Annotated in this window: 17 protein-coding genes; 3 read left to right on the top strand and 14 right to left on the bottom strand. The window is 44.0% G+C overall.

Annotated elements, in window-relative coordinates:
• Window positions 1–63: 63 nt before the first annotated feature.
• The 4 genes from BW716_RS01455 to BW716_RS01440 form a co-directional block, all read right to left on the bottom strand.
• Window positions 64–456 carry an NADH-quinone oxidoreductase subunit A gene (locus BW716_RS01455; protein ID WP_083720318.1) on the bottom strand — a complete coding sequence of 131 codons (393 nt, stop codon included), beginning with the start codon at window positions 454–456 and terminating at the stop codon, window positions 64–66.
• Window positions 457–613: 157 nt separating this feature from the next.
• Complete coding sequence (locus BW716_RS01450; RefSeq protein WP_143708679.1) at window positions 614–2,329, bottom strand: lipopolysaccharide assembly protein LapB; 1,716 nt, start codon at window positions 2,327–2,329, stop codon at window positions 614–616.
• A gap of 37 nt (window positions 2,330–2,366) precedes the next feature.
• Window positions 2,367–3,290, bottom strand: coding sequence for a substrate-binding domain-containing protein (locus BW716_RS01445; RefSeq protein WP_179090957.1), 924 nt, complete (start codon window positions 3,288–3,290; stop codon window positions 2,367–2,369).
• A 19-nt stretch (window positions 3,291–3,309) separates the two neighbouring features.
• Window positions 3,310–3,549 carry a hypothetical protein gene (locus BW716_RS01440; RefSeq protein WP_143708678.1) on the bottom strand — a complete coding sequence of 80 codons (240 nt, stop codon included), beginning with the start codon at window positions 3,547–3,549 and terminating at the stop codon, window positions 3,310–3,312.
• A gap of 437 nt (window positions 3,550–3,986) precedes the next feature.
• Here BW716_RS01440 and BW716_RS01435 point away from each other — a divergent pair, with 437 nt between their 5' ends.
• The 3 genes from BW716_RS01435 (at window position 3,987) to BW716_RS01425 (ending at window position 6,776) form a co-directional block, all read left to right on the top strand.
• Window positions 3,987–4,427, top strand: a complete 441-nt coding sequence (locus tag BW716_RS01435) for a low molecular weight protein-tyrosine-phosphatase (protein WP_083720314.1) — start codon at window positions 3,987–3,989, stop codon at window positions 4,425–4,427.
• A gap of 11 nt (window positions 4,428–4,438) precedes the next feature.
• A complete protein-coding gene (gene hisS, locus BW716_RS01430) occupies window positions 4,439–5,791 on the top strand; it encodes a histidine--tRNA ligase (protein ID WP_083720313.1) in 1,353 nt (450 codons plus the stop codon).
• Window positions 5,792–5,882: 91 nt separating this feature from the next.
• Complete coding sequence (locus tag BW716_RS01425) at window positions 5,883–6,776, top strand: cation diffusion facilitator family transporter (RefSeq protein ID WP_083720312.1); 894 nt, start codon at window positions 5,883–5,885, stop codon at window positions 6,774–6,776.
• A gap of 100 nt (window positions 6,777–6,876) precedes the next feature.
• Here BW716_RS01425 and BW716_RS01420 read toward each other — a convergent pair whose 3' ends face one another.
• The 10 genes from BW716_RS01420 to BW716_RS01375 form a co-directional block, all read right to left on the bottom strand.
• Window positions 6,877–8,847 (bottom strand): protein-disulfide reductase DsbD, encoded by a 1,971-nt coding sequence (locus tag BW716_RS01420; protein ID WP_083720311.1) that lies wholly within the window; start codon window positions 8,845–8,847, stop codon window positions 6,877–6,879.
• Window positions 8,848–8,962: 115 nt separating this feature from the next.
• On the bottom strand, window positions 8,963–9,418 hold the full coding sequence (locus tag BW716_RS01415) for a protein-disulfide reductase DsbD domain-containing protein (RefSeq protein WP_083720310.1): 456 nt from the start codon (window positions 9,416–9,418) through the stop codon (window positions 8,963–8,965).
• A 49-nt stretch (window positions 9,419–9,467) separates the two neighbouring features.
• Window positions 9,468–10,160, bottom strand: a complete 693-nt coding sequence (gene purQ, locus BW716_RS01410; protein WP_083720309.1) for a phosphoribosylformylglycinamidine synthase I — start codon at window positions 10,158–10,160, stop codon at window positions 9,468–9,470.
• A gap of 160 nt (window positions 10,161–10,320) precedes the next feature.
• Window positions 10,321–11,307, bottom strand: a complete 987-nt coding sequence (locus tag BW716_RS01405) for a hypothetical protein (protein ID WP_143708677.1) — start codon at window positions 11,305–11,307, stop codon at window positions 10,321–10,323.
• 52 nt (window positions 11,308–11,359) lie between these two features.
• Window positions 11,360–11,950, bottom strand: a complete 591-nt coding sequence (locus tag BW716_RS01400; RefSeq protein WP_083720307.1) for a Crp/Fnr family transcriptional regulator — start codon at window positions 11,948–11,950, stop codon at window positions 11,360–11,362.
• Window positions 11,951–11,959: 9 nt separating this feature from the next.
• Entirely contained in the window at window positions 11,960–13,033 is a 1,074-nt protein-coding gene (locus BW716_RS01395) for a tetratricopeptide repeat protein (protein ID WP_083720306.1), read from the bottom strand.
• Between the two features lie 86 nt (window positions 13,034–13,119).
• The gene (locus BW716_RS01390) at window positions 13,120–15,456 is read right to left on the bottom strand and encodes a mechanosensitive ion channel family protein (RefSeq protein ID WP_083720305.1); all 2,337 of its coding nucleotides are present in this window, start codon (window positions 15,454–15,456) and stop codon (window positions 13,120–13,122) included.
• Window positions 15,457–15,516: 60 nt separating this feature from the next.
• Window positions 15,517–18,225, bottom strand: a complete 2,709-nt coding sequence (locus BW716_RS01385) for a M14 metallopeptidase family protein (protein ID WP_083720304.1) — start codon at window positions 18,223–18,225, stop codon at window positions 15,517–15,519.
• Between the two features lie 9 nt (window positions 18,226–18,234).
• Window positions 18,235–19,683, bottom strand: coding sequence for an amidohydrolase (locus tag BW716_RS01380; RefSeq protein ID WP_083720303.1), 1,449 nt, complete (start codon window positions 19,681–19,683; stop codon window positions 18,235–18,237).
• Window positions 19,683–22,400, bottom strand: a complete 2,718-nt coding sequence (locus BW716_RS01375; RefSeq protein WP_083720302.1) for a M14 metallopeptidase family protein — start codon at window positions 22,398–22,400, stop codon at window positions 19,683–19,685. The genes BW716_RS01380 and BW716_RS01375 overlap by 1 nt, the downstream gene beginning before the upstream one ends.
• Between the last annotated feature and the right edge of the window lie 4 nt (window positions 22,401–22,404).

Here is a 22,404-nt window from a genome sequence, read left to right as displayed (position 1 = left end):
ACAATATCAGATTTGTTCCCTTTAGCAGGCACAGCTTCACATGGGGCTGTGTGCCATCTTCTATTAATCTTCCCATTTCAGGGCTCCCTTCTTGAGTATATAGAGGAAACCTACCATAAAAAATACCACAAACATCAACATAGCCATAAACCCTTCCCAACCCAACAGACGGAAATTAATCGCATAAGGATAAAAGAAAATAACCTCCACGTCGAAGAGTACGAACAGGATGGCCACCAGGAAGTATTTAATAGCTACTGGCTGACGGGCGTTACCATGTTGTTCAATACCACTTTCGAAGGTAGCCAGTTTGTCTTTGGTTTTCCTTTTAGGACCCAAAAAGTGAGTGGCGAACATGGTAAGACCTACAAAACCCAGCGCAGCTATTAACTGTAATACAATAGGAAAATAGCTAAAAGGAGTAGTTGCTGACAATAATACTGTGTCTATAAACATAAGCTTCCCTATAAATCGTTCATCAGAATGAGCAAAAATAGGCTAAGTCTAGCAATATTCAAATCTATTGAAGGATTAAAATATTATGTTTTTTCCCCAACCGGAAATAAAAAAACCCCGGCAGTCGCCGGGGTTTTCTATTTAAAGCTCAGTTTGCTTATTTCTTGTTTCCCTGAGGAGCAGGCTTGGAGCTGGATTTAGCCCTGTTTGCCAGGTTTTCTTTGATCGCAGCAACAGTAGCGTTGTTAGGATCGATAGAAGCTACCTTGTCCATCCAGATCTTCATATTAGCATCATCATCTTTGTTGTAATAGTAGATCATCAGGTACTGATAAGGGAACATCAGCTGGTTTGGCTTCAGTTTCTCATCACCTTTGATCTCAAACAGATGCTGGAAGTAAGGCAGTGCGGCACCATCTTTTGCGTCTGGATCTTTCGCCATATTTGCACGACCTCTCCAATAAGTACCCAGTACTTCCTGGGTAGGATATTTAGCTACGAACTGACCCCATGTAGAATCTGCCTGATTGTACTCGTGTGCGTAGATTTCCATGGTACCTTTCCAGAACATATCCTGGATTTTACCGGTATTTTTCTCATCAGAGAAATCATTTACCAGTTTACCATACCATTCTGCTGATTTTTTGGTAGCACCCATTGCTTTGAAGGACTCAGCTACGTTTCTGTATTTTTCTGCATCTTTTGCAGTGTCAGCAAGTGCGTATTTTTCCAGGTACATAGCTGCCAGGGAGTCGTTCTGAGCTCTCTGTGCAGAATCACCTATGTTTGCCTGATATACAGCGCTTAACAGTTTGTAGTCGTTAGCCACCAGCTTGGAATCACCTGCCGCTTTTGCGTAAGCTTCCATTTCAGTTTTAGCGGTAGCTGTATCGCCTTTCTGCAGGTAAGCATCTGCCAGCAGGCGGGTAAATTTACCTCTGTTAGCTTCAGTTGTCTGTGGTAATACAGATTTAGCTTTGCTGATAGCTGCATCGTATTCTTTCTTGAAGAAAGAGATAGCCGCCAGGTTATACTCGTTTTCCAGTTTACCGGCACCTTCACCTACTACACTCATATATTTCTCCAGGTACTTTGCTGCATTTTCCAGTGACAGCTGAGCTTTGGTTGGAGTAATATAGAATTCGTACAGCTGATAGTACGCAGGACCATAGTTAGCATCCATGTTGGTTGCTTTAGTCCAGTCGTTTACAGCATCCTGCAGCAGCTTAGCATTGTAGTTTACCAGACCTTCTTTCATGGTAGCTTCAGCACTGTTAGGATCCAGCTCTAAAGCCTTCTCATAAGTGTTGATCGCTTTACCACCATTTTCACCACCCAGCATACGGTAAGCATCACCCAGCTCGATATAGTCAGCAGCGGTAGCTGTATAAACTTCTTTTTTCTTACGGCCTTCGTTGTTCAGCAATTTCTCCATTACACTCGCAGCATAACCGCGGTCACCGCCTTTAATTTCAGAGTTAGCATCTGCGATCGCACGGGCTACATCGCCATTACGACCCTGTGTTGCAGTAGTAGCAGCTTCAAACTTCTGCTTTGCAGCAGCAGCATCACCTTTCAATAGATCCAGTCTGCCCATACCCACCTGCAATAAAGAGGATGTAGGAACTGCTGTCAGACCTTTCTGAAAAGTAGCAGCAGCACCATTGTTATCACCCAAACCTAACTGAGCGATACCGAGATAATAATATGCTCTTTCTTCAGTAGGCTTGGCGGCTATTACTTTCTCCAGGTCTTGTTTGGCTGTTTCATACTTGCCATAATACAGGTCTTTCAATCCATCTTCTACAGATTGAGCCATTGCGCCGTTCGCGACGCATAGCATTGCAACAATTAAACTTTTCCGTCTGTTCATGAGCAATCCGGTTTTTAATTTTAGTTGTGTTAGTTTTTTACTTGATGTTCGCTTCCCTAAACACGATGTTCAATCTCGCAGGGAACAGTTTGAATTTACCTATCACCATTTGTCCTTCTTGTCCTCCGAGGAAGGTAGCGAACCCGGACCCCAATCCACTGTAAGGCTCTTTTAAGCAAAAGAATAAACCTCTTTTCAGCGGATATGAACCGAGAGCAATATATGCCTGAAATGGTTTTACAAATTCTGAACCATTATCAGCACGCACCTTCACTACGTTCACCTTGTTTGTAAATTCTATTGCCTGGGCATCGTTGGTATCTGATATCCAGCTTACCCCGATTACTCCCAGTGCATCTTTTGATTTAGCCACATAATCAACCACTTCAGGATTGGTTTTTGCCGCCATTACATTCTTTGGCAATGCCTTTCCCTTGTTGATTGAATCCTGGATATATCTTACTGTACTTGAATTCGAATTGTCAAAAATGATTTGCCATTTTTTTTCCGCATCTGTTCCGTCCATTATGTTGCGCACCTGGTCCAAAGTGAGGATAGAATCCGGATTACTATGATTAGTAATCAATGCTACGCCATCCCAGGCGAGCAACATACTTTGTGGCGATATCTTAACTTTTTTCAAATAATCCAGCTCCTGCTGATTGAAGTCCCTGGTTACGAGGATCAATCGTGCACTGTCAGCCATCAGGTCTCTGAAACAGTCTACTTCGGGTTTGTATTCCGCAATGATATGAGCTTTCGGATAAAGTGACTCAAAAACTTTTATTTCCGACTCAATCAACGGTCTGTATGTCTCATCTACACTTATTTTGATGGTGCCGGAAGTTGGCGTATCCTGCACCTGACCTGTTTTATTGTTCGATGTACAGGATGACAAGATAATCATTGTTGCCAACAATGCGATATAATTCCGGTTCCTTTTAATGATACTGGTAAACATATGCCTGACTATTAAATCGTTAATTCCTATTAAAAAATGCATTTTTCACTCCACGGTATACGCGGAAAATACCATAAGCGATTAAGACCCCTCCAAATATAGTGAGTACAGTCTGCGATACCTGGAACTGCCCGAAGCCGAGACGTTCAGCAAATATTGCAAATAATCCAAAGAGCATAAAAAATAACCCTCTAACTAACTCTCCAAGTGAGCGGTAATCGATGCTCATATTCCTTTTACCAGATCTTTCGTGTTCCATCAGCATTGTTGCGAATTACAAGTATACAAAAAAAAATTTCTAAACAAATACCTGTTCTATTAGAAGATTGTCAAGAAAAATGGGTTGCATGCTAAACGTACAACTAGAAAATCCGCCACTAGCGCAGGTTTCGTAAACGTCTGGCATTCATACATTTTTTCATATTCAATCTACAGTTAATTATAAACGAAGTTGTTAAAACCTTGTTAATACTAAGTAGAATCAAATTTCCCCCTATTTGCAATATATACGAGAATAATCTTCATCATAGTATCACGTAATTATTATATAGATGCAACATAATTTAAATTCCATAACTCATGCCAGGTAAACTGCACCGGCCCTGACAGTGCCCCAATTTCCGCCCTGCGGGCCTTTGGGCAAAATTGAGGTAGATTAATAAAATAATGTTAAAATCTTGTAGGTTTGCGGCAATTATGAAAATATTAATGGTTTGTCTGGGTAACATTTGCCGCTCTCCCCTGGCAGAAGGCATCCTCAGACATCTGGCAGACGAAAAAGGGCTGAACTGGGACATCGATTCAGCCGGCACTGGCAACTGGCACGTGGGTGACCCACCAGACAGACGGTCTGTTAAGGTGGCCAGGCAACATGGCATAGATATTTCAGGCCTCAGAGGCCGCCAGTTCCAGGTAAGCGACTTCGACGAATTTGACCGCATCTTCGTCATGGACCTGGACAATTACCGCGATGTGCTGCGCAAAGCCCGCACAGAAACAGACAAAGCAAAAGTACAGCTGCTCCTTGATAACCAGGAACCTGTACCCGATCCATGGTACGATGACGCCCTCTTCGAACCAGTTTATAATATGATCTATAAAGCCTGTCAACGCATAGTGTCAGGCACTGATATATAAAAATCAAAACGATGATAAAACCCAGTATACCAAAAGGTACCCGTGACTTCGGCCCTGTGGTAGTAAGGAAAAGGCAGTATATTTTTCAGACGATCCGCGAAACATTCGAACTGTTTGGCTTTCAGCCACTGGAAACCCCTGCCATGGAACAAATGGATACCCTGACCGGTAAATATGGTGAAGAAGGGGATAAACTGATTTTTAAAATTCTTGATAACGGCGAGATCCTGAGCCGCGCCCAGCAAGCAAAAGATAGCCGTGAACTGGGGATACTGCTGTGCGAAAAAGCATTGCGCTATGACCTCACCATTCCCTTCGCAAGGTTTGTGGTGATGAATCAGAATGATCTGGCGTTTCCATTTAAAAGGTATCAGATGCAGCCGGTATGGCGTGGCGATCGCCCTGCTAAAGGCCGCTACCGCGAATTCTACCAATGTGATGCCGATATCGTAGGTAGCAATTCCCTAATCAATGAGATCGAATTGCTCATGATTTACGATACAGTGTTCACAAAACTAGGGATGGAAGGCTATGAAATCCGAATCAATAACAGGAAAATCCTGGGCGCACTGGCGGAAGTCGCTGGTAAACCTGAGTTATTGACGGATATTACCATCGCTATTGATAAACTGGACAAAATTGGACTAGATGCTGTAAAACAAGAACTCTCTGAACGCGGCCTGAATGATAGCGAAATCTCAATTATTTCAAATTTCCTCAACATTGAGGGGAATAATGAGGAAAAATTGCAACAATTAGGCGAACTGTTCAAAAATAATGAAACCGGTAAAAAAGGTATTGAAGAGCTGACATATGTGCTTCATTCTCAGCCAGGTTCATTTAAAACCACGCCTATTCTTGATGTTACCCTTGCCCGTGGCCTAAACTACTACACTGGAATGATCGTGGAAGTAAAAGCACCAGCAGCTGTGAAAATGGGTAGCATCGGCGGCGGCGGCCGTTATGATGACCTCACTGGTCTCTTTGGTCTGCCTAATCTCTCTGGTGTTGGTATCTCCTTCGGTGTAGACCGTATCTATGATGTACTCGAAGAATTACAACTCTTCCCGGCTACTGCCCAGCAAGGTACCCGCGTGCTCATCTTTAATATGGATGCGAACACGACTGGCGTAGCTTTCCCTATGCTCGCCAGCCTCCGTTCCCGTGGCATCTCTGCTGAACTCTACCACGAGCCGGCTAAGATGGATAAGCAAATGAAGTATGCAAATAAACGCGGTATCCCATATGTGATCATCATGGGTGAAAGTGAAGTGAAAGAAGGCGTGCTCAGTATCAAAAACATGGTGAGCGGCCAACAGGAAAAGATCGCTGTACCTGCATTGGATAACTATAGCTTCGAATAAACATGTTACTACTTCTTTCACCCTGAATGCTCAAATTCAGGGTGAAAGAAGTTCTCCTCTACCTTCGGCATACTTTTATCAGGATAATAGTATGCACCCAAATAGAACTGTATATATCGCCCTGGCAGCTAACCTCCTGATTGCCATCATTAAATTCATTTCTGGCTTTGCTACCCGCAGCACCGCCATGCTCTCCGAAGGGGTGCACTCCTTAGTCGATACCGCCAACCAGCTGCTCCTCCTCCTTGGCATCCGCCTCAGCAAGAAATCTGCTGACGCCAAACGACCTTTCGGCTATGGCAAGGAACTCTATTTCTGGTCATTCATCGTCTCTTTACTGATCTTCGCCATCGGCGGGAGTATCTCTATCTTTCAGGGTATCAGTCACCTGCGTCATCCCGTCCCCCAACAGGATCCATTCTGGAACTACATTGTACTGGCCTGTTCTTTCCTCTTCGATGGCGGTTCCCTCGTAGTGGCGATTGTAGATTTCAAGAAAGTAAAAGGTAAAAAGTCGTGGTGGACAGCGGTGCATCAAAGTAAGGACCCCGCCAGTTTTCTCGTATTATTCGAAGACAGTGCTGCTGTATTAGGATTAGCCGTGGTAGCAATCATGATTTACCTGGGTCACAAACTCAATAATCCATATTTAGATGGTGTCGCATCTTTAATAGTAGGTGTACTCCTTACCGTCGTTTCAGTATTACTAGCCCGCGAAAGCCGTAGCTTGCTAATGGGTGAAGGCATTGCCACTGCTACACAATTCAAAATCCGTAGCATTGTGGAAAATGACGAAGCGGTTGAAAAAGTATTGCAGATCTTCTCTACCTATCAATCTCCTGAAGAGGTAATGCTATTATTATTAGTACGCTTCAAAGAAAACCTGGACACCCATGAAATAACAGATGCCATTGATCGAATCAAAGCCGCCATCAAAATAGAATTCCCTTTTGCCCATTACATCATTATCACCCCAGGGCAATAATAACCGACGACGACGCCAGTTTAAAAACAAACCGTCTTCCTTGCTGGCCCAGGCCACCCAGTAACAAAAAGGGCCGCTTTCTCAAGCAGCCCCTCTTTTTTTATTTTACTTTCTGATATGCCTCCAACCCCTTCTTCAACCAATCCGCATACTTATCCACATCCGGTGTATACCCCACCGGCGTAGTCAACAACTGCTCATCCGGACTAATCAACACATAATACGGCTGTGAATTATTAATAAAATTCTCCGTCTGCATCGTCGCATACTTATCTCCTATCGTCTTTATCTCTTTCTTCTGCCCATTTGTCGTCGTATACAAAAACTGCTGATCTTCCGGCAATACCTTCCTGTCATCTACATACAATGACACCAGAATATAATCGTCTTCTATCAGATGCTTCACTTCCTTCGTCGTCCACACATTCTCCTCCATCTTCCGGCAATTCACACATGCCCAACCTGTAAAGTCAATCAGAATCGGCTTATGCTGTGCCTTCGCCAGCTCCAACGCTTTCTCATAATCATTCACCACATTCGCTTCCACCCCTTTCACACGATTATTATAAATACTATAACTCAACGGTGGCGGAAAACCACTGATCAGTTTACGGTTAGCCCACTTTGTATTGCTCAAACCAGGCAACATATAAATAGTCAGTACGCTAAAGACTACAATAAAAGCCCAACGGGTAATGCTGAACTTCTTAATCGGAGAATCATGCGGGAAACGGATCTTACCCAACAAATACAACACAATCAGGATACCACAAATGATCCACACTGCGAAGAAAATCTCTCTTTTCACAATGCCCCAATGTTCCACCAGATCAGCATTAGAAAGGAACTTTATCGCCATACCTATTTCAATGAAACCCAGTACCACCTTCACAGAAGACAACCATCCACCGGATTTTGGTAATGCACTCAATAAATTAGGGAACAACGCAAACAACGCGAATGGCAATGCCAATGCAAAACCAAATCCCGCCATACCCGCTGTGAGCTGTACTGCACCACCATCAGCAGACAATGCGCCTGCCAGCAATGAACCCAGGATAGGACCCGTACAGGAGAAAGATACCAGTGCCAATGTAAGCGCCATAAAGAAAATACCTACCAGACCACCTACACCCGATTTGCTATCTACCTTACTCGCCAGACTACTCGGTATAGTGATTTCAAACACCCCAAAGAACGAAATAGCAAATACAATGAAGATCACAAAGAACACAAGGTTCAACCACACATTGGTAGAGATATTATTAAAGATCTCCGGCGCAATACTATTCAGGAAATAAAAAGGTGTGCTCAGTAATACATAAATCGCGAAAATGAAGAACCCATAAGTCACCGCATTCGCTCCCCCTTTCTTTCTGTCCTGCGACTTCTTGGTAAAGAAAGACACCGTCAGCGGTATCAATGGGAACACACAAGGCGTCACCAGCGCTACAAAACCACCGATCAGACCCAATAAGAAAATACCCCACAGGCTTTTCTTTTCATGCACCTGCTCTCCAGTTACAATGACTGCCTGGTCCAATTTGATATTGCTACGCTTCAGCGAATTGACCGCATCAGCCGACCCCTCCTGCAAACCTGCAGCTACACTCACTAATGTACCCGAAGCATCTGCCTTGAATTTATATTTAAACTCTTCAGGACCGCCTATCTCTTCACCTTTCTGGAACATATAGTTCACAGCACCTTCCAGTGATTTCACATCGCCATTCAGGTGAACAGCTACATTCAAAACCACTTTATCTTCAAAATATTTTACGACCGCATTGTCCAGCAGTGGCTCTTTCGCCTGTTTCAGACTACCTTCTTCTGTAATAGTACCAATGGTGGCTATGCTGTCAGCTACCACACGGGTATTGACCAGGGCATCATCAGGCATTGTGGTGGAGAATACTTTCACTCCTTTCTCAATAGTCCCTGTAAAGTGCAACACATAATCCTGCGCGCCCTTCTTCTCTGCGGTGTATTGCCAATGAACGACAGAATCACTCTGCGCCTGTACCCCAAGGGCTGCCGCAATAAGTATAATGAATGTGAGCAAATGCTTCATATAGATAATAGGATTTAGAGACTGATTCCCATTTCAAACAATAAACGAGTTCCTCAGGGAACTCGTTTCAATTGACGTGTACGGAAAAACTGTGGTGTACAGCTTCCTGTATTAATTATTTTCCTCCTACGGAAATAGCAAAGTCTACTGATTTCGGAGGCAGACACTCATGATCATCACAGGTCATGAATTCTACAGATCCTTTTACCTTGGTAGCTGCTTTACCTTTCACGGTTACTTTTTGTACGAAGTCTACCTGATTTTCGTAGTATTTCAGCTCTGAGTCAAAGTTCTTGTCGAAAGCCTTATGCAGCTTACCAACTTCAGTCACCTTACCCTCGTTTACTACCAGTGGGCTTTTGGTGAACTTGAAGGAGGTAGGTACCGGACCTTCTCCCGCTTCCTGTGCATACAGGTGCCAGCCACCTTCTATAGTAGCTGTCATGTGCAATTCATACGTGGTAGCGTTGATCTTCTTCGACGTAAAGCTCCACTTCACCGGATTCTCTATCTGCGCACTTGCCAGCAGGGGCAAAGCGAACAGACAGATCGCTGTTAATAATTGTTTCATACGTTTTTTTTAACTGGTTGGCTGATTTTATACTATACTTCTAAACAAATCAGTTGTTGTTGATCAGGCTCTGGAATATCAGCTGCCCATCGGTATTTCCCAGTACATCGCGGGTAGCCCTTTCAGGGTGAGGCATCAGACCAAATACATTCCGCTCCTTGTTGCAGATACCTGCAATGTTCAGGGTAGCACCGTTTGGATTTGCATCTTCCACTACGTTACCAAATTCGTCGCAATAGCGGAACAGGATCTGGTTGTTCGACTGCAGACTTTCCAGCGTCGCCTTATCAGCATAATAGCGGCCTTCACCATGTGCTACCGGAATCATCAGCGGACGACCGGTTACATCCTTAGTCATGGAAGCAACAGTATTTTCACTCTTCAGGTACACATTTTTACAAACGAACTGTTGATTCTCATTGCGCAACAGGGCGCCAGGTAACAGACCCGCTTCAACAAGGATCTGGAAACCATTACAAACTCCAATTACACGACCACCTTTATTTGCAAATTCGATCACGCTCTGCATCATTGGGCTAAAGCGGGCAATAGCACCACAACGCAGATAATCGCCATAAGAAAAACCACCTGGCAGTACAATGCAATCTTCTGTATTGAACATGCTGAGGTCTTTATCCTTGTGCCATAACTCTATCACTTCCTGCCCAAGGTCATTACGCAGGGCGTCTATCATATCATGATCGCAATTAGAGCCAGGAAAGGTGACTACGCCGAATTTCATATTAAATAGTTGAATTTTATGATCTTAAATATATCTTATTGATTTTAACCAATATTTACGACCTAGACCATTGGACGCAAAGTACCGGAAAAACCACAAAATTACTGTGCCGTTTGCACATTTCCATAGCCGTTCAAAATAAAAGCCGCTGAGAGGGGCTTTAATGATTCGCACTAAACCACTGCATCACAATCACATAAGCCACCGTTAATAGGTGGATTACATTAGCCATGGTATTATTCCGGATGGACCAGTATACATTGGCGACGAACATAGACAATGGCAATATAGCCAGTACCCAGTAAGCTGGAGAGAAATGTATATTAAAGAAAGGAATCAGCATGGCTACGAACACATATATCACCAATACTCCCCATATCTTCCGGCCCTGAATCAGCATCTTCTTCAGGCTTCGCTGCAACAGCAGCCATCCTAACAGGAAAAATACTACACTGATTACAATGGCACCCCATACCTTATAGTGCAACATGAGCTCTATGGAAAAACCAATTCTTGGGATTTTTGTGAATAATGCCCATTGGTCTGTGAGGAAAAGATAAGTACCCAGCAAATACAGCGGACCTACCAGTCCCAATACGGCAATAATCCATTCTGCCAGTCGGAACGGTCTCATTATCAACAAACTCATTAACAATAGCAGACAGAATATAATGGCCGGGAAATAGAATAATCCACAGATACCAAGTGCAAACCCTATATTAAATACCACATCTCTGGCGGAGGTGCGGGTATATAGCAATGTAATGGAAGAGAATACCCACAGCATGATGAGGTTCACAAGCAAAGCAGGTGAAAATACATTCCAGCCTTCCAGCAGGGAGGTGAAAAGCATGTATGCCATGGCAGGTAAATAGTTCGGCTTGGCAAAAAGACGCTGGTGATTCACAATCTTAGTGATCAGCAAAGCCTGCAATAACAGGATCATGATAGCCAGGGAGGTAAAAAAGAACGGACTGGGGCCTACGAGTGCCTTCAGCCATTTTACCAGCAGGTCATATAATAACCCTTCAGAGCCGTCGGCCAGGTAAGTAGCCGGATGGAGAAGGTAATAGAACTTTACTACCAATGTATATATTAACAGTAGTAATACTGTTAGAGGGTTGCCGGAGCGGAAGAATTTAACCACAATCTAGTTCTCTTTTCTACTTTTGAAAGCGTTCCAAAGGTAAAGTAAAATATTAATTTTTTTTCTGCATGCGCTTTCTGATCCTGCTCAATGATGGACCCGCTATGCCCAGGTAGGATGCGATATGATATAACGGCACCTGGTTCACCAAATCCGGATGCTGCTCCACTATCTGTACATACCGCTCTTCCGGACTCTTAAAGAGAAAATCCTCTGTATGCTCCATCATCAGGTTAAAAGCCACCTCGGCTATATATCTCCCAAACCGCTCCCACTCATGAGATTGTTTATATAATGCCTGTAAATGATCGACATGTATATATAAAATGGTAGACTCTACCATACTCTCCGTATAAAAATTACAGGGCCGACGGGTCAAAAAGCTCTTAAAAGCTGTCACCATCTGGTTCCTTGTATAAAACAACATGTTCTTCTCCTCCCCTGTCTCCGCATTCACATAATAGGTGCGGAACACGCCATCCACGATGAAACCCAGATGCTTACACACATTCCTGTACTCATTATAATACTCCCCCTTCTGGTACGTCCGCAATTCCCAATACGGCAATGACAAAGCAAAACTCTGCTCGTCAATACCGCAAAAGCTCCTTACCGCCGTTTCTAATTTTTCCAGTTCAGTCATGCACTAAAGTTAGTACTTCGCTCTATAAAACTTGTTCTCCTGTGTAATCTTCAAGGGATTCTTCTTAAACCACCCGATAAAATCCTCCCATTCCTTCTTATGTTCCCCTCTCCATTCTTCAAACTGCTTATCATCTCCTTCCGCAAGGATCCAGTAATTATATTCCTCCATGAAACCCGCATCTTTTACCTGCTGCTCATAGTCAAACAAAACGACCGGTGTCTTTTTCGCAAGTGCCATATTCTGGTAGTTTTCCACAAACCGGGTCCTGATCCTGTTTAAAGAAGGTAAATTAATAATCTTCTCCCCTGCCACGGACAGCAGCAATACAGGTTCATACACCATCACCCCAAAAGGCAGGTTGTACTTGCCATCCGGAGAAATTGCCATCACATTCTGCTTGCAAAAGCTCACCGTCACCAATGTATCGTCTTTAAACTGAATTTCCCCTTTATACGTCAGGTACAACTGCTTACTAATCTCGTCCGTCCGCCTGGAACCTCGTTCCAGGTTCAAAAAGATCTCTCCATATATCATCCCCCATACCTCTTCCTGTGTGCTCAGAAAGATTTTGGACGCCCAGTAATAATTGGAAGGAAACATAGGATCTACCTCGATCCCCTTTTCAAAATAACTTAAAGCTTTATTATAATCCTTGATACCGATCTCCATCACACCCCGTTCCAGGTACAGATTACCTGCATCCGGAAATGCCTTTAACCCTTTCTCATAAGCATCCAGGGCCTTATCCCGCTTGCCGGTCAGGTCATAGGCATTGCCTAGCAGCTGGTATACCCTGCTGTTGATATCCTTCCGCTTTGTCAGCTTTTTGGTAATATCGATCGCAGCTTTATAATCCTGTTGCATGTATTTCGAGTACGCAATCTCGTAATAATAACTCCATTCATCCGGGTTCAGTTTAATCGCTTCTTCGAGCAATGGTATTGCTGCTGCTGGTTTTCCGTCCTCCATCATTGCAATGGCTGCTTTATACCTGGCATCCGCCGTATCCTTGTTAGCCTGTGCCATAGCAGCTTGTCCCATCCAAATGCTCAATAACAGTAATAAGGTAATTTTTTGCATAAGAGGTTAAGTCGTTACGAATATAGGATGAAAAAAAAGCCCGGACTCCATAAGGAGTACCGGGCTTTTCTTTTTTAACATTTTTTTTATTGGGTCACAATACCCTTTTGCTCAAAATAATTGTATATGGCATTATTGATCTCTGCCTCTATCACAGTGACTTTCATGATGTCTCTGCACCAGAAAGCAATCCTTACAGACATGGTACCCGCACTGACCAGGTTCATAATAATCTCAACCTCTCTTCTTCCCAACACCTGCTCATTGGCGATGATCAGCTCTTTCAATTCCTGCTTCACAGTTTCAGGATCTTCCAGCCTGGCTACCTTATAATTGAAATTGATGCGGGCACTGTTATTACTCAGGGTCCAGTTGGTAATTTCTTTCGAAAGCACATCCCCGTTTGGCAATATCACCTCTGCCCCATCTTCGGTAAGCAGGGTACTACTGCGGATCCCAATCTCTTTTACACGACCTTTGTTACTACCAATCTCCACCATATCACCAATACGGAGTGGGCGGTCAAAGATCAGGATGATACCGGATACAAAGTTGTTGACGATGCTCTGTAAACCCAGACCAATACCCACACCCAAAGCACCCAGGATCACAGTAATCTTATCAACAGGCAAACCTGATGCACTGATAGCCAGCAGGAAAGCAAGCACCAGCAAGATCAGCCTGGTCACCAGCAATCTGGAACGCTGCCCCTTATCATCAAAGGCGGCATCGTCACCGATATCCCCAAAGAAATAGGCAATGTACTTCTGTAGGAAATTCGCCACCCAGATAATACCCAGGAACAATATCACCCCGCCAATTGTGAAGGAACTACTGCCAATGACAACAGAAGTCTGGAACAACGTCTTCAGGCCATCGTTGAATGTATCATAGATATTCAGGTTGGTGCTGAATACAATCGCCCAGATCAACACCGCCAGCACAGATATAAACCGGAAGAGGGATTTCTTGATATCTGCCACATCGAAGTGCTCAGGATAGTGCTTACGGATACGACTACCTTGTATTTGCAGGAGAAATGCCTCGATCGTTAATTGTACAAAAATGCTGAGACTCGCTACCTGTGCCAGTGCATATACCGCTGTGGAACTAAAGATCTGGGACAACGTCACACGACCAAACAGGTTCATTAATACTGCCAGCACATTCAGGAAGGTATACAATATCACCGCCCACCACATCAAACGATATTCTTTGCGGAAACTGCGGATCTGTATAAATAATACCCCAATTACAATCGCTACTACATCATGTACCACATTCGCATACCGCATAAGGCGCATAGGTAATCCTAATACCCTGATGATAGGCAGGAAGAGGAATAAGAGCATGAATAAACCCCAACCCATAAAGATCTGGCGGGGTAGTAATTTATAGAAGACAGGTGTCAACAACACCATCAGGAAAAACTGTGTCGTCTCTATATAAATAGCCGGTGCATTGTGATCAAATAAAGGCGCCAGGTTCAGGATCAGTACAAACGTCATAAGCCATGGTAACGCCTTGACATATTTGAAATCAAACTCCTTGATCGCACTGAGCTTATTTAATTTCTTCAGACTCCGGAAGTTAAAATTGATCCAGCCAAAGAATACAATGCCTATTATCCATAACAGGGAGCGCTTGCTGCGGGTATTTTTGAAGTAGTAACCTGCCAGCTTTTGCTCTGCATTCACAGACTTCTTAAAACCACCGGTAGGAGGTCTTCGTCCCAGCTCGGAAACGGGTTCCCACAGGTAGAGACGTTCTTTCGTAAATGCACGGCCACCGGCTGTTTTCAGGGCATCTTCTGTCTGATACCCCAATTCTTCGATGGTGATCGCATTGGTAGAAACTCTTGCCTTCAGGTCATTGAGGATAGCGGTATTAGATTTTACCAGACTATCCGCTCTTTTGAACTTGGTACGTAAAGTTTGCAGTTGTGGCGTAAAGGTGGCTCTGAGTACAGAATCCTTGAACAAACCACGCATCAGGGTATCCTTTCGGAGGTCCCGGATTTCCTTTTTGACCTCATCCAGTTTCTGGTCATAACCATTTAGTGTCTTTCCGAATTCTCCCATGGTATTGTTCAGTTCTTCCAATAAGGACTGGTACATCTGGAGGTTTCGGATATTGAGACTCCTGTCATTGCCGGAAAAACGGTCTTTCAGTATTTCCAGTACAGAATCGGCATCTTTCAGATGGGACTGGATGTCCGGAAGATGGGTAAAGGAACTCGTAACCAGTGGTACTTTATTCATGGTCTGAAAAACTTTTTCAAACCCGGCCAGGTAATCACTTCTTGTTGGTTGGTTATTGTCGCCGAATAAGGTCGTGTCGGAGCCACGTTGTGGTACTTTTTGTGCCAATGCGATACTACCGGTGTACACCAGCAGTAAAAGCAGAAGGATAGGTTTTTTCATGTGTGCTGTTGAATAGTACCGGAAATATAGGTGGAATTTTTGGTACAAAAAAAAGGGGGCTTATTGCCCCCCTTCCTGATATAGTGTGTTGAATAATAACTTAAACGTGCCGTGCGACTGTCCTCTGAAGGTGACTTCCGGTCCATAAGCATAAAACATTCCTTTGCCAACCGGTGCACAAAACGCTGCTACACCGTCTTTTAGGTAAGCTTGTCCCCAGGCCCATCCACTATGAAGTGGCGTTTCCGAAGTAAACCAGGCAATGGGTTTTACTTCTTTTGCACCTGCATCAATTTTAAAAACAGGGCTGTTATCAAAATTGATGTCACCAGTAGCAGGCATACCATATGCCGCCATTAGTGTACTATCAAATTGAGCCTTTAATATACTACCAGGTATAAAGTACTTCGTACCCGGCAATGGCTTTCCATTTTCTACCAGTGCATTCTTCACAGGTAAGCCTAAATGATAAGCGAGGTTCGTACTGGTACCGATAGTAACTATATTACCACCTGCTTCTAAGAAGGCCTTTAACTGAGGGATGGATGTGTCTTTGGTGATCTTACCGAGCATGCCACGATATTGCTCAGGGATTTCATTTGGTGAAGGCGCTTTTTGTGCAAAACCATAACGGTTTGATTCCTCTCCTGAAACAGGTGGGATGGCTCTTGTTACAAATACAATGACATCGTAGTCTTTCTTCAGATTGCCTTTGTCAATGTCTTTTGCATAGATCACTTTGAATGGGAAGTGGTATTGTTCTAATAACCATCTTACCCAACCGGAAGGAATGGAACCACCGTAACTATCCCACAATGCAACGCGTGCAGGTTTTACGGCTGCCAGATCAGCTGGCTTTTTGCTCAAAGGCTTTATATTGATGGATGCACCACCTAATATATCTACTGCTGCTTTCTTATTGCTTACATAGAAATCGCCCGTCTTTGTTCTATACACATCTATCCCTTCGTTCAGCAATTTGTTAACGACTGTGAATACATCATTCTGTTTACCACTAAGTAAATAACCAGCTTTGCCTGCTGGCAATGTTCCTGCCTTCACCTCCTGCAATTCACCATAAGGCAATTGTGCAAAAGGACCCCTAAAATCATTCAGTATCCTGTCAAACTGCACACCCATCTGGTAAGCCAACGTCCACCCTGCAGCATCATAAGGATGAATAGGAGGACCTCCCGGATACTGAAAATCATTCGGGTGATCCTGTGGTTCAAACATATCCAGTACATGCGGACGAAACGCCTGATTCGTACGAACAATAAAGGACCCCGCAGGATATTGTTGCCCTTCTATCGTAAAGGCAGTAGTCGCTTTCTGCACACTGATACCAGTTTTAATCAGTGCATTGATAAACTTCACAGCCGTAGGAAAATCTGCCTGATCCGCTGATATGATATACCCTCTTGGATCACGTGTAGCAGGATTCTTATACACCGCATCATAGTATGACATCGGAATATTATTTCCACGCTTCATCCAGCCATAAGGATCACTACCATCATCTTTAGTCGTATCATTCTTATCTTTTTTATAAGCAGCAGTAATAGCATTCGCACCTTTTGGAGATAATGTCCAGTTATCCCTGTTACCACGATCTATCGCATTCTTCCCCATCTTATAAATGTTGTACAACACTTCATCACGCTGTCTGGCAGCATAATCCAGCACAGAATAGTTCAGCGATACGGAATAATCGATTGACTGCCGGAAGTGCCATACATCCTGTGGCAATACCGGATTTGGTGTAGCACCATTCGGAATTAAACGCTGTGGTACTACAGGTACTTTTTCAGGTGTTGGGTTCCCAATGATCTCAGTAAGCAACCCGATCATATTGTGAAACTGTGTCGTAGTACGTAATCCACCATTATACCAGGTGGAAAAACTGGAACCATTCAATCTGGTATACCCCGGTTTATCTTCCGCATTCAGGCGATTGTACATAGCCGCACCCAATGCATCGATACCCGTAATCATCAAAGGATCGAATACATAATTGAACGGATCGCGGTATGGAGGCCCTGCTAATACAGAGCCTTCCGGACCGCGTTGGTGATGATTATACATGATCTGGGGCATCCATTCTAAGAACAGCTGCTTACCCATATTTACACTTTCGCTCATGTTCATCATATAGAAGTCACGGTTATTATCGTGACCAATATACTTTTGATACAACACAGGCACCTGGTCTGTAGTACGCTTCAGCGTATCTGTATTACGCATGTACCAGTTAGCCACCAGCTCCTGTCCATCAGGGTTGGCGTGCGTCATCAATACGATCACATTATCCAAAATGCGTTTTGTTTCATCATCATTTCTGCTGATGAGTTGATACGCCGTTTCGATCAACTGATGTGAACCCACCACCTCTGTTGCATGCAATCCTCCATCTATCCACACTACAGCTTTACCTGTAGCAGCCATCGCTCTTGCCTGTATTTCACTGATACCTTCTGCACGTGCCAGTTGCTGTGAAATCTTTTTATACTTTTCTAATTGCTGGATATTTTCAGGTGAAGAAATAACGAGCATATACTGATGCCTGCCTTCTTCAGTCAATCCAATATCCACCAGTTTTACACGTGGACTGGCAGCTAGCTTCTGAAAATACGCAGCTGTCTGTGTATAATTTGCCAGCTTGTAATCATCTCCCATATTAAAACCAAAATGTTCTTTGGGAGAAGGTACGGTTTGCCCATACAAAGTAGTGGCGCAAAATAATATGATGACGGACAATAACTGTTTCATACAACTATTTTATTTCTTCCTGTAATCCAGTGCCGGGGCTCTATCGCCCAGCATGGCTTCGTACTTGAAATCTTTTCCTCTGCGCTCTTTCAGTTCTGCCTGTGCAGATGTAACTGCCGTAGGATCATTGAACAGGTCATAGGCAGTGAGTGCTATCGTCTTGGCAGCTACCATCATTCCTTTCGCACCAATGCTGGACCCAGCAGCGGCCACGTTCTGCCAGCTATGCCCACCGGAACCCGCTACAAAAGTAGCCGCGCTCATACCTGCTGTAGGTGTCACCCAGCTTACATCTGCAACGTCAGAAGAACCGATACCGCCCTCTTTTACAATCGTGAATGGCTGTACTTTCATAGAAGCACTATCCATATCAGGAATGTTCTTCTGATCGATAAATGAAGATTGAATCTTCTTGCCAAATTCCTTTTCTTCAGCCGTATATTTAAATCCACCCACCAGATGCAGGTTCTTATCCATCATGTGAGACAGTGTTTCATTCGGCATCATGTTATACACACCACCGATGATTTCATATTTCATGGTAGTACCTGTTCCCATTGCCGCACCTTCTGCACATTTCACCAATCTATCCCAGGTATCTTTTACAACCTGCATATCCGGATGACGTACGTAGTAGTATACTTCTGCAAAAGCAGGCACTACATTCGGCGCATCACCACCTTTGGTGATCACATAGTGAATACGGGTATCCTGTTGGACATGCTCACGCATCATATTCACCATATAATCCATCGCCTCTACCCCATCCAGTGCAGACCTTCCTTTTTCAGGCGCACCTGCAGCGTGAGAAGCGATTCCATAAAATCTAAACTTTGCATTTTTATTGGCTAACCACGGAGCTAAACCCGCAGAGTTATCATTGCCCGGATGCCAGTGCAACACAGCACTTACATCATTGAATAAACCAGCTCTTACCATATACACTTTACCTGAACCACCTTCTTCTGCCGGGCAACCATACACTCTTAAGGTACCTTTGCCACCACTTGCTTTCATCCAGTCTTTCACTGCAACAGCAGCAGCTACGGATGCAGTACCAAACAGGTTATGTCCACAACCATGCCCTGCACCCTCCGGTACAATCGCCTTCTTTTCAGGGTTGGCTTCCTGCGATAATCCAGGCAGTGCATCAAACTCTGCAAGAATACCAATCACAGGTTCACCACTTCCATAAGTAGCGATGAAGGCAGTTGGAATACCTGCAATACCTGCTTTCACTGTAAACCCTTCCTGTGTCAGTTTCTCTTGCAGCAATGCAGAACTTTTCACTTCCTGGTAACCTACTTCTGCAAATCCCCAGATCTTTTGCTCTATGGTTGTATACGCAGGTGCCTGCGCATCCAATGCTGCAATGATCGCCGTTTTATCTTTATTTGCTTTCTGTGCATAGACAAAGGCAGGTGCACAACAAAGCAGAGACAATATTACTTTCTTCATTATTTATACAATTGGTTGAATAGTAACTTAAAGGTGCTATGTGATTGTCCACGGAATGTGATCTCAGGACCAAAGGCATACAATTTACCACTGCCTACAGGTGCTACGAATGCAGCCACACCGTCTTTCAGGTAACTCTGTCCCCATGCCCATCCACTGTGTAAAGGAGTGGCAGTAGAATACCACATCAGCTTCTTTACATCACCACTGATGTTGAACACAGGACTACGATCAAAATACACATCTGTCTTTGCATGCATACCGGCATTTTCGGCAGCCGTAGTATCTACATCTGCAATCAATAAGCTACCCGGTATATATAGTTTACTACCAGTTAATGTCTTATTCGTTTTAGGATCGATGAGTGCATTTTTCACAGGCAGTTTTAAATGATAGGCCAGATTCGTACTGGTGCCAATCGTAACAATATTACCACCCGCTTCCAGGAATTTCTTCAACTGAGGAACAGAAGTATCAGCAGTGATACGACCTAACCATGGTTTGAATTCAGCAGACAACTCTTCTGCCTTAGGCAACTTGCCAAACCAGTAACTATCTCTCTTGGGTTTGCCTGTATCAGGAATAGCCCCAGTGGCAAATAAGATGATATCATATTTCTTACGCAGGTCCCCTTTGTCAATTTCCTGTGAATAAATCATGGTACACTTATAATGATATTGCTCCATCAGCCATTGCATCCAACCGGCAGGAATAGAACCACCATAAGTATTCCAGATGGCAATCCGTGCAGGCGCTACAGCCTTTAATCCCGTAGGCGCCACATCAGCAGCAGTGACGGTTATACCCAGTTCGGTAGTCGCTTTTGTTAATATCTCTGTTGCTTTTGAAGAAACAGGTACATAGAACATACCTGAAGATATACGGGATACTTTTACACCTGCATTCAGCAGATCATTCACGGCAATGAATACATTATTGCCGGACGGGCTCAGGTAATATCCTTTTTTCCCAACAGGTAATGTCTTTGATGCCGGTGATTCTATCTGTCCATAAGGCAATTGTGCCAATGGCGCATTTATTCCATCCAGTACCCGATCGAATTTCACCCCCATCTGGAAAGCCAGTGTCCAACCCGCTGCATCATAAGGTCTGATAGGAGGACCTCCCGGATACTGAAAATCATTCGGGTGATCCTGTGGTTCAAACATGTCTAATACATGCGGACGAAATGCCTGTGCTGCTTTTACTACATAAGAACCCGCAGGATATTGCTTACCTGCTATAGTAAAATCAGCAGTTGCTTTGTGAATAGTCACACCTGCCCGACTCATTGCATTGATGAACTTCACCGCTGTTGGAAAATCTTCCTGATCTGCAGGAATGATATAAGCCCTCGCATCCCTGTATATGGGATTTTTAAAATAAGCATCAAAGAAGTTATTCTTTATAGTATCTTCTTTTCCAAGTGAAAGATCTCCACCACCTTCTTCTTTTTTAGCGGTATCTTTTTTAGTGGTATCTTTTTTAGATGCCGCCAACTTAATACTATCTACCAGGCGTGGATAGAACGTCCAGTGATCTTCGTTCCCTCTGTCAATCGCATTCTTACCCATATGATAGATGTTGTACAACAACGTACTCCTATATTTCGCAGCATAATCCAATACCGCATAGTTCAGCGAAACGGAATAATCTATTGACTGACGGAAATGCCATTCCTGTGGCACCACCGGATTAGGTGTCGCACCATTTGGAATCAACCTGTCCGGCGCCAATGGCACAGTCTCAGGTGTAGGCCCCCCAATGATCTCCGTCAGCAAACCCACCATGTTATGAAAGTAGGGCGCTGTACGCAACCCACCATTCCACCATGTGGAAAACTGAGATCCTCCCCGTTGCGTATACCCCGGTTTATTCTCTACATTCAAACGGTTATTCATAGCCGCACCCACTGCATCTATACTAGTTACTATGAGCGGATCAAATACATAATTGAAAGGATCACGATACGGAGGTCCTGCCAGTACAGAACCTGCAGGTCCACGCTGGTGATGGTTGTACATGATCTGCGGTATCCATTCTACGAACAGTTGTCTGCTGATGTTCTGGCTCTCTTTCATATTCATCATATAAAAGTCACGGTTGTTATCATGGCCTACATACTTCTCATACAACCTTGGAATGTTCATGGCCCGCTTCTTTGGATCTTCCGTTCGCATATACCAGTTGGCTACCAGCTCCTGTCCATCAGGGTTGGCGTGCGTAAAGAGGATGATCACATTTTGCAGGATGTTCATTGTTTCCTCATCTGTACGCGACACTAACTGGTACATACTTTCTATGAGCTGATGAGAACCGACTACTTCCGTAGCATGTAAACCACCATCAATCCATACCACCGCTTTACCTGTTACAGCCAGTGCGTGTGCCTGATCATCGGTAAGACCTTCGGCATGTGCCAGTTGCTGGGAAATAGTTTTGTACTTTTCCAGTTGCTGGATGTTTTCAGGTGCAGAGACAATGAGCATGTACTGGTGCCGGCCTTCTTCTGTGAGACCAATGTCTACCAGTTTCGTTCTGTTGCTGGCTGATAGTTTTTTGAAATAAGCTTCCGTTTGTGTGTAGTTGGCCAGTTGGTAATCATCTCCGATATTGAATCCAAAATGTTCTTTCGGAGAAGGGATCTGCTGTTGTGCCAATGCTGTGGTCGTTGAGAGCGTGAGCACCATCAGCATGCCGTAGAATGTTCTAGTCATAAGC

The sequence above is a fragment of the [Flexibacter] sp. ATCC 35208 genome, assembly GCF_001975825.1.
Lineage (GTDB): Bacteria > Bacteroidota > Bacteroidia > Chitinophagales > Chitinophagaceae > Chitinophaga.
The sequence above is the reverse complement of the archived record's forward strand: the minus strand, read 5'-3'. Positions and strand labels throughout refer to the sequence as shown.

What these genes read in the sequence shown, in the direction of transcription:
- BW716_RS01455 (WP_083720318.1), bottom strand. Translation starts at nt 456, where the DNA reads ATGTTTATAGACACAGTATTATTGTCAGCAACTACTCCTTTTAGCTAT.
- BW716_RS01450 (WP_143708679.1), bottom strand. Translation starts at nt 2,329, where the DNA reads ATGAACAGACGGAAAAGTTTAATTGTTGCAATGCTATGCGTCGCGAAC.
- BW716_RS01445 (WP_179090957.1), bottom strand. Translation starts at nt 3,290, where the DNA reads ATGTTTACCAGTATCATTAAAAGGAACCGGAATTATATCGCATTGTTG.
- BW716_RS01440 (WP_143708678.1), bottom strand. Translation starts at nt 3,549, where the DNA reads ATGGAACACGAAAGATCTGGTAAAAGGAATATGAGCATCGATTACCGC.
- BW716_RS01435 (WP_083720314.1), top strand. Translation starts at nt 3,987, where the DNA reads ATGAAAATATTAATGGTTTGTCTGGGTAACATTTGCCGCTCTCCCCTG.
- hisS (WP_083720313.1), top strand. Translation starts at nt 4,439, where the DNA reads ATGATAAAACCCAGTATACCAAAAGGTACCCGTGACTTCGGCCCTGTG.
- BW716_RS01425 (WP_083720312.1), top strand. Translation starts at nt 5,883, where the DNA reads ATGCACCCAAATAGAACTGTATATATCGCCCTGGCAGCTAACCTCCTG.
- BW716_RS01420 (WP_083720311.1), bottom strand. Translation starts at nt 8,847, where the DNA reads ATGAAGCATTTGCTCACATTCATTATACTTATTGCGGCAGCCCTTGGG.
- BW716_RS01415 (WP_083720310.1), bottom strand. Translation starts at nt 9,418, where the DNA reads ATGAAACAATTATTAACAGCGATCTGTCTGTTCGCTTTGCCCCTGCTG.
- purQ (WP_083720309.1), bottom strand. Translation starts at nt 10,160, where the DNA reads ATGAAATTCGGCGTAGTCACCTTTCCTGGCTCTAATTGCGATCATGAT.
- BW716_RS01400 (WP_083720307.1), bottom strand. Translation starts at nt 11,950, where the DNA reads ATGACTGAACTGGAAAAATTAGAAACGGCGGTAAGGAGCTTTTGCGGT.
- BW716_RS01395 (WP_083720306.1), bottom strand. Translation starts at nt 13,033, where the DNA reads ATGCAAAAAATTACCTTATTACTGTTATTGAGCATTTGGATGGGACAA.
- BW716_RS01390 (WP_083720305.1), bottom strand. Translation starts at nt 15,456, where the DNA reads ATGAAAAAACCTATCCTTCTGCTTTTACTGCTGGTGTACACCGGTAGT.
- BW716_RS01385 (WP_083720304.1), bottom strand. Translation starts at nt 18,225, where the DNA reads ATGAAACAGTTATTGTCCGTCATCATATTATTTTGCGCCACTACTTTG.
- BW716_RS01380 (WP_083720303.1), bottom strand. Translation starts at nt 19,683, where the DNA reads ATGAAGAAAGTAATATTGTCTCTGCTTTGTTGTGCACCTGCCTTTGTC.
- BW716_RS01375 (WP_083720302.1), bottom strand. Translation starts at nt 22,400, where the DNA reads ATGACTAGAACATTCTACGGCATGCTGATGGTGCTCACGCTCTCAACG.